The 7,684-nt window shown below is 52.0% G+C and carries 7 protein-coding genes; 2 read left to right on the forward strand and 5 right to left on the reverse strand.

Annotation, left to right across the window (positions count from 1 at the left end; genetic code table 11):
• Window positions 1-381 precede the first annotated feature (381 nt).
• Window positions 382-2,670 (forward strand): glycosyltransferase family 2 protein, encoded by a 2,289-nt coding sequence (locus tag EYQ49_00995; GenBank protein ID HIG24456.1) that lies wholly within the window; start codon window positions 382-384, stop codon window positions 2,668-2,670.
• On the opposite strand, the gene rfbD is transcribed toward EYQ49_00995, so the two are convergent.
• The 4 genes from rfbD to EYQ49_01015 are packed head-to-tail and all read right to left on the reverse strand — an operon-like array spanning window position 2,671 to window position 6,102.
• On the reverse strand, window positions 2,671-3,528 hold the full coding sequence (rfbD, locus tag EYQ49_01000; GenBank protein ID HIG24457.1) for a dTDP-4-dehydrorhamnose reductase: 858 nt from the start codon (window positions 3,526-3,528) through the stop codon (window positions 2,671-2,673).
• Window positions 3,498-4,457: a dTDP-glucose 4,6-dehydratase gene (gene rfbB, locus EYQ49_01005; protein HIG24458.1), complete on the reverse strand. Its 960-nt coding sequence runs from the start codon at window positions 4,455-4,457 to the stop codon at window positions 3,498-3,500. Before rfbB ends, rfbD begins: the two co-directional genes overlap by 31 nt.
• A gap of 2 nt (window positions 4,458-4,459) precedes the next feature.
• Window positions 4,460-5,014 (reverse strand): dTDP-4-keto-6-deoxy-D-glucose epimerase, encoded by a 555-nt coding sequence (locus tag EYQ49_01010; GenBank protein HIG24459.1) that lies wholly within the window; start codon window positions 5,012-5,014, stop codon window positions 4,460-4,462.
• A gap of 8 nt (window positions 5,015-5,022) precedes the next feature.
• Window positions 5,023-6,102 (reverse strand): glucose-1-phosphate thymidylyltransferase, encoded by a 1,080-nt coding sequence (locus EYQ49_01015; GenBank protein HIG24460.1) that lies wholly within the window; start codon window positions 6,100-6,102, stop codon window positions 5,023-5,025.
• 82 nt (window positions 6,103-6,184) lie between these two features.
• Between EYQ49_01015 and EYQ49_01020 the strand changes: the two genes are divergently transcribed.
• Window positions 6,185-7,474: a UDP-glucose/GDP-mannose dehydrogenase family protein gene (locus EYQ49_01020; protein ID HIG24461.1), complete on the forward strand. Its 1,290-nt coding sequence runs from the start codon at window positions 6,185-6,187 to the stop codon at window positions 7,472-7,474.
• A 3-nt stretch (window positions 7,475-7,477) separates the two neighbouring features.
• Here EYQ49_01020 and EYQ49_01025 read toward each other — a convergent pair.
• Window positions 7,478-7,684, reverse strand: a 207-nt coding sequence (locus EYQ49_01025; GenBank protein HIG24462.1) for a biotin/lipoyl-binding protein, incomplete at its 5' end; no start/stop codon positions are given.

A 7,684-nucleotide genomic window follows, 5' to 3' on the forward strand; every position in this document is an offset into this window, starting at 1 on the left:
GCCAGTGTTGCTTTTCCCGCTGACCGCTATGACGAATATCGAGTAACCGCTGGCTACACCGACGAAGAAATGGTAGGTATGCAATCCGCGGCCGATTATTTTGATGCCACGCTCGAAGAACTACAACTCACCTCGGTGGGGGTACTGGCTTTCTTGCTGGCCCTCGGTGGCGACGACTTGGTGCTCGAGCCCATGGAAACCCCACCTGATGTATCAGGGGTAAACGTAGTTAAATCGGCTTACTACGCCGAAAACGGTGCCCAAGGGGCCTTAGAGTCAGTAGCCGAACCTTTCGGTTTAACCGGAGCCCAAGCACAAAAGTTCGCTACCTCCATCATCGTGTTCTTAACAGCACTAGCCCAGGCTGGTTCGGAATAACCCTTGGTCACTCAAGAACCCATTTTTCACATTGAAGACATTGAAACTGTTGTCGACAATCAATGGCAGGTAGTGGGAGAAAACCCGGCGATTCTTTTAGACCCAACCACACAACCAATCGGCTGGACCAAAATTCTTTTTGTTTACCAAAGCGAACCGTCCATCATGTTGAACCCGGTGCTTTCGTTTTACAAAAACGGTGAACGGACGCGCATCCGACTTGACCGAGATAAGCAAGGGCTCGTCAGCCATGTAGTGAAGTTGCCCCCTGAAGCAATCGACCTACGCATTGAACTCCTCGGGGTGCGTGGCCGCTTCACCATGGGCCGGGCAGAGTTTCAAAACCTGACTCGAAAAAAATCTTTCTTGGCTGTTCTGTTACAAGCGATCCGGTCATGGCGAGCATTGGCAAAAACCCCCAAGGGTGTCCCGGGTGGAGGAGTAGCGGGTCGTACCCTTCGTTACGTCAAACGAAATGGCATCCGTGCACTGGTTATTCGCCTCAAACAAGCTTTTGGGCAAGGAGTGGGAGCAGAACTCTTGGCCGGGCGCCGCCTGGCAGACTATGAGGCACTTTGCCACGGTTGGAGCCTCCACAAAGAAGACTTTGAGCGTATAAAAAGCAAAATAACCGAAATAGATGAGCCACCGATTATCTCGGTAGTGATGCCGGTCTATAACCCACCAGAAAAATGGTTACGCCAAGCCATTGAATCCGTGCTTGACCAGGCTTACCCCTATTGGGAACTCTGCATAGCTAACGATGCCTCAACCCAGAGCCACGTGGCTGAAGTACTCAACGAATATGCCCATGCTGATAACCGAATAAAAGTAGTACGTCGAGAAAAAAATGGCCACATTTCTGCGGCGAGCAATTCAGCGCTAGAACTGGCCGCGGGCAAGTGGGTGGCTTTACTTGATCATGACGATGTGCTTCACCCAGCAGCCTTGTTTTGCCTCGCCGACCAAATAAACAAACAGCCCAACGTTCAGTTTATTTATACCGATGAAGACAAAATTGATGAAAACGGTGTGCATTTTCAACCACACTTCAAACCCGACTTAAACAAGACGCTGTTGCGGAGCCAAAACTATGTAAACCATTTTGTTGCCGTAGAACGCCTACGGCTAGAAAAATCCGGACGTTTTCGCTCAGAGTTTGATGGAGCACAAGATTATGATCTTTTTTTGCGCTGCACTGAAAAACTTTCACCAGAGCAAATAGCCCACATCCCGCTCCCCCTTTACAGTTGGCGAACCACCAAAGGCTCCACATCCGCCGATGCAGGAGCAAAAACTTATGCAGAAAAAGCCGGCAGACAAGCAGTGGAAACCCATTTGCTTCGCCTCGGCATAAAAGCCGAAGTAACCATTGGTGCGGCTCCCACCACTTATCGAGTGAAGTACGAACTGCCTTCAGAGCGCCCCATGGTTTCGGTGGTCATTCCGACTCGTGACGGGGTCAGCCATTTACGCAAGTGCCTGGCCAGCCTTGAAGAACACACCACCTATCCCAACTACGAAGTGGTGATCGTCGACAATGGGAGCGCCGAAAGGGAGACTCTAGATTTTTTGAAATCCCAAGCCCAAAACCCCCAAATAAGCATTTTGAGGTTTCCCGGAGAGTTCAACTACTCAGCCATAAACAATGCTGGAGTAAATGCAGCAAAAGGGAGCATTGTTTGCCTGCTCAACGATGACACCGAAGCCACAACCAGCGGATGGTTGTCCGAAATGGTGGGGCAACTCTGGCAACCAGAAGTCGGGGTAGTCGGAGCAAAGCTGCTTTACCCCGACCAAACCATTCAACACGCTGGAGTAGTAACGGGCATCGGTGGCTTTGCTGGCCACGGACACAAACACGCCACTCGCTCCGATCATGGTTACTTCGCACGGCTTACTGTGGCCCACGAAGTCGGAGCAGTAACGGGCGCTTGTTTGTTAACCACCCGAAAACTCTGGGATCAAATTGGAGGCCTAGACGCGGAAAACTTCAAAATAGCTTTCAACGATGTCGACTACTGTTTACGGGCGCGTCAAGCCGGCTACAAAGTGATTTGGACGCCTTACGCCGAATTACTCCACCACGAATCAAAATCACGAGGGCTTGATCTGTCCCCAGAAAAAAAAGAACGACTCAACAAAGAAGGCCAAGCCTTGCAGGCCCGGTGGGGAGAACAATTGCTTCTTGACCCGGCGTACAGTCCGAATCTTTCGTTAGACACCGAACGCTTTGAGTTAGCAGACAAGCCACGATTTTCCCCACCATGGGCTCCCGCCAGAAGTTCCTAACTAAAGCGCCATGGTCTCAGTAAGGGCCAAACGATGACTTCGCAAGGGCGAGAACCCGGCGTCAACAAACGATTGGTTAGCGAGAACCGAGTTAACCGGTCGGGGAGCAGGTCGAGGAGGGGAAAAAGCGGAAGTAGCAATAGCGTGCACTCGCTTTGGGTCATAACCGCCGGCTTGAGCCACCTCTTGGGCGAAAGCGAACCAAGAGACCGGGTCGGCATTAGTGAGATGAAAAATACCGGTAGATCGGGCCTCAACGAGTCGTAAAAGCCCGGCGGCTAGGTCATCGACAAAAGTTGGGCAACCAGTCTGATCATCAACAAAAGTTAAGTCGTCATGGCCATTGAGTAAACCCAAAATAGTTTGCAACATGTTTGGTGCATCCGGGCCCATGAGCCACGAGGTGCGAACAATAAGGGCATCAGGCCCAGCCAGCGATTCCCCCAAAAGTTTGGATTTTCCGTAAACGGAGAGCGGGTTCGGTAGGTCGGTTTCTGCGTAAGGCTCTTTCTTGGTGCCATCAAACACGTAGTCCGTAGAAATTTGTACCAGGCGAGCGCCGACGTTGCTTGCTTCATGCGCCAAAATGCTCACCGCTGAACCGTTCACCTCCATGGCTTTTTCAGGGTCGCTTTGGCAAGCATCCACGTCGGTCCACGCGGCACAGTTAATCACTACGGCGGGTTGCTCCCGGGCAAAAACTTCCGCCACCTCGGCGGAATTAGTGATGTCAAGAACTTCTCGAGGTAGGCCAACAAGACGGCGGCCTCCACCTTGGCGGTGCAAAGCGAGACCCAGTTGGCCGTTGCCGCCAGTGACCAGTATTTTCACAAACGTGCCTTTAGCGGTTCCCACCAAGAACGATTATCGGTGTACCAACGTACGGTGTCGGCCAAGCCATCTTCAAACGAATGTTGCTGCGCCCAACCCAAGGCAGTGACTTTAGAAATATCTATGGAGTAGCGCCGGTCGTGGCCCAGTCGATCCTCAACCCAGGTGATCATGGATTCGTCGCTACCGGTGAGTTCTAACAAAGCAGAGGTGAGTTCAAGATTGGTGAACTCATTACCGGCCCCGATGTTATAAATCTCACCGACTTGACCTTTACGTAACACCAAGTCCACCCCGGTACAGTTGTCGGCCACATGACACCAGTCGCGCACGTTTTTTCCGTCCCCGTACACCGGCACCTTGATGCCGTCCAACAGGTTGCTGGTAAACAATGGGATGAGCTTTTCGGGAAACTGGTAAGGGCCATAATTGTTAGACGACCGGGTAACTATTACCGGCAAGCCATGCGTGGTGTAGTGGCTTAAGGCAATCAGATCCGAACCAGCTTTAGAAGCAGAGTAAGGCGAGCGCGGGGCCAGAGAATCTTCTTCAGTAAAAGAACCCTCGTCAATAGACCCGTACACCTCGTCGGTAGAAATATGTAAGAAGCGTTCAACCTCGGCTCGGCCGGCCACATCACAAAGAATATTGGTGCCGTCACAGTTGGTACGGATAAAAGCATCAGGGTCAGTAATTGAACGATCCACGTGGCTTTCCGCAGCGAAGTGAACTACTGCTTGATGGCCCGGCAAGGCTGCTTCTACTGCAGCACGGTCACAAATGTCGCCGTGGACGAAAGAGAAACGAGGGTTGTCTTCGAGGTCGGCCAAACTTGCCCGGTTACCAGCGTAAGTAAGAGCATCAAAGACCGTGATTGCATCATCGGTAGTTTCAAGAACGTGACGTACATAATTTGAGCCAATAAACCCCGCAGCTCCGGTTACAAAAAGGCGCATAGCTAAAACCTCGGCCGAAGAGCAGGTTCAATAGCGGCCCGTCGTGGGTTGGCCTGGTCGCGAAGTGAAAGCACGGGTTCAGCTACCCCCCAGTCCGCATTGATTTCTGGATCATCCCAAGCAACCCCAAGTTCGTCGTCTGGGTTGTAGTAGCCATCAACTAAATAAGTAATGGTCAAATCGCTTAGGGCGGAAAAACCATGAGCAACCCCCGGCGGGATATAAACGCCACCGTGGTTATGCGTCCCGTCATCTCGTGTCCCAAGATTGGTACAAATAGTGGCTCCTTCAGTGGGGGAGCCTTGGCGTAGATCATGAAGCACCACTCGGGCAGTACCAAAAGGTACGTACCAATAATCAGATTGGTGGAGGTGGAAATGCAAACCAACCAGGCTGCCCGCTTGGCGGTCAGCTCGATTGTTTTGGATCATGGGAGGAGCCCCAGGGAACCATTCTTGACGCCAAGTTTCTACAAAAATGCCGCGGTCATCGTTGAATACCTTTGGTTCCACGAAGACAACTCCGTAAATGGTTTCAGAAGAGACGATGCGAGGCATGAGGTTCCTTAATGAAGTTCAACAATTGAGTCATCACCCAACATCAAACTACTGGTGCCGGAAGAAGAAGTGCCTGAAACGCTACTGGAGCGGCCAAGCAACGAAGAGGTCACGCGACCGCCGCCATTAATTAAACAATTCTTCAAAAGAACTGAATCATCAAGAACGGCATCAGACAACACACAGTTATCGCCCAACGACACGTACGGGCCAATTTGACAATTATCAATAACAACATTTTCGCCAATAACCACCGGCCCAGTAATAACTGAATTGGTAATGGTGCAGCGAGCACCTATTTGCACCGCCCCCGCAATAAGAGAAGATTCGTCAACGGTTGTCGAAACATCAGTTTGCGTCTCAATGGTGCCCAGAACCAAGCGGTTGCACTCCAGCAAAGGGTCCTTCTTGCCTGTGTCAATCCACCACCCATCGAGCATGTCGTGGTCGACCATTAGGCCCTGGCCAGATAACCACGCAATGGCGTCAGTGATTTCAAGCTCGCCCCGAGGCGAAGGCTTAATTGAAGCCACCGCATCATGAATAACCGAAGAGAAAAAATAAACCCCTACGAGAGCAAGGTCTGAAGGTGGATTCTCTGGTTTCTCCACCAAATCAGTTACTACACCATCGGCATTGACCACCGCTACCCCAAACGAACTTGGGTTGGCGACTTTTTTAAGCAACACCCGGCAATCCAAGGAAGATGCTGCTCGGTCAACAATAAAGCGATCAACAAGTTCGGTTAAATTCTGCTCCAACATGTTGTCGCCCAAATACATAACAAAATCATCAACACCCAAAAAATCTTGAGCAATAAGTACACAATGGGCGAGGCCCAAAGGTTTGTCCTGCGAGAGGTAAGTAATCTCGGCGCCCCAGCGAGAACCATCACCCACCGCTTGGCGCACTTCGTCCCCAGTTTCACCAACGACGATACCGATGTCGGTGATGCCAGCTTCAACCAAACCCTCGATCCCATAAAAGAGAATAGGTTTATTGGCAATGGGGACCAACTGCTTGGCGCTGGTGTGGGTAATAGGGCGAAGTCGGGTACCTGCGCCACCACTGAGAATAAGACCTTTCACAAAGATCAAGGATACCGACCGGCTGGTCAAGGTGCCTGCATAGTCAAAAATGAGCGCCAAAGTTCGCTAACCTCGCCCAATAATGAATAACGAAAATAAGCCAACCAAAGTTGTCGTAGTGGGTTGCGGCTACGTTGGGCTCACCGCAGCCGCTTGTTTAGCCGACCTCGGACACGTAGTAGTAGGTGTTGAAAATAACGCCGACAGGCTGGCCTCGTTACGACAAGGGAAAGCTCCCTTCTTTGAACCCGACCTAGACGCCCTAGTGGCCTCTGGGCAAACCGGTAACCGGCTTTCGTTTACTGAAGATCTGACCGCAGCAGTTGTTGACGCAGACGTAGTACTCATAAGCGTCCCTACTCCTTCGCTGGGCGATGGAGCCGCAGACCTAACCATTGTTGAATCAGTGGTCAGCACTTTGTCAAAATCTTTGCCATCAGGAGCCGTGGTGGTACTCAAATCAACGGTTCCTATCGGAACGAGCACCCAAGTAGTGGGGTGGCTCGGCCGAAGCGATGTTGAAGTGGTAGCCAACCCAGAGTTCTTACAAGCGGGTCAAGCAGTAAAAGCTTTTCAGCACCCAGACCGGGTGGTGGTGGGGGCTTCAAACAAAGAGGCAGGCCACAAAGTTGCCGCGCTCTATGCCGGGCTCAATGCCCCAGTGATAATCACCGACCAGCGCTCGGCTGAACTGATCAAATATGCCTCAAACACTTACCTTGCTCTACGGTTAAGTTTTGTCAACACCGTGGCCACCCTGTGCGAACAAGGGGGAGGGGATGCCACCACTGTCTTAGCCGGAATGGGCCTTGATCATCGGATCGGTTCCGCATTTTTACAACCAGGACCGGGCTGGGGCGGGTCGTGTTTTCCTAAAGACACCCGTGCCTTAGCCGCGGTTATCCGCAATGCAGAAGCCGACGACACCATGTTAGAGGCGGCGCTTGCCGCTAACCAAAAACGTCTGCGGCAAATGGTAAAAGTGGCCACTCGAGCCGTCGGAGGGTCACTCCATGGAAAAAAAATTGCGGTACTGGGCCTCACTTTTAAAGCAGGCACCGATGATCTTCGAGACTCCCCATCTTTGGCCATCGCCAAAGGATTAGTGGCCGCCGGAGCAAAAGTAACGAGCTACGACCCCATGGTTTCTGTTTCTCCTGAAGGGGCTCGCCACGCAGGGTCTGCGTTAGAGGCTGCCAAAGAGGCGGAGGTAGTGATGGTGCTTACCGAGTGGCCGGAATTCACAGAACTTGACCTCTCTTCCCTCGCCGAAGCAATGGCGGGTAATCAAATAATCGATACGCGAGGTTTACTCAACAAAGAATCTTGCCAAGCCGCCGGGCTAGTGCTGTGGCAAGTAGGAAAAGGCTAAGCCTTACTCAACCACGGCGACCACGTCGCCGCCACCTACCGAGTCTCCTACTGAGATGCGTACCTCGGTGACCGTTCCGGCTTTTTCGGCGGCGATGCTGTTTTCCATCTTCATGGCTTCCAACACGCAAATCGGGTCACCGGCTTCCACCGTGTCGCCCACCTCGACTAGCACTTTGACAATGGTGCCTTGCATGGGCACGGTCACCTG

Source organism: Acidimicrobiia bacterium, from assembly GCA_012959995.1.
GTDB lineage: Bacteria > Actinomycetota > Acidimicrobiia > Acidimicrobiales > MedAcidi-G1 > MedAcidi-G2B.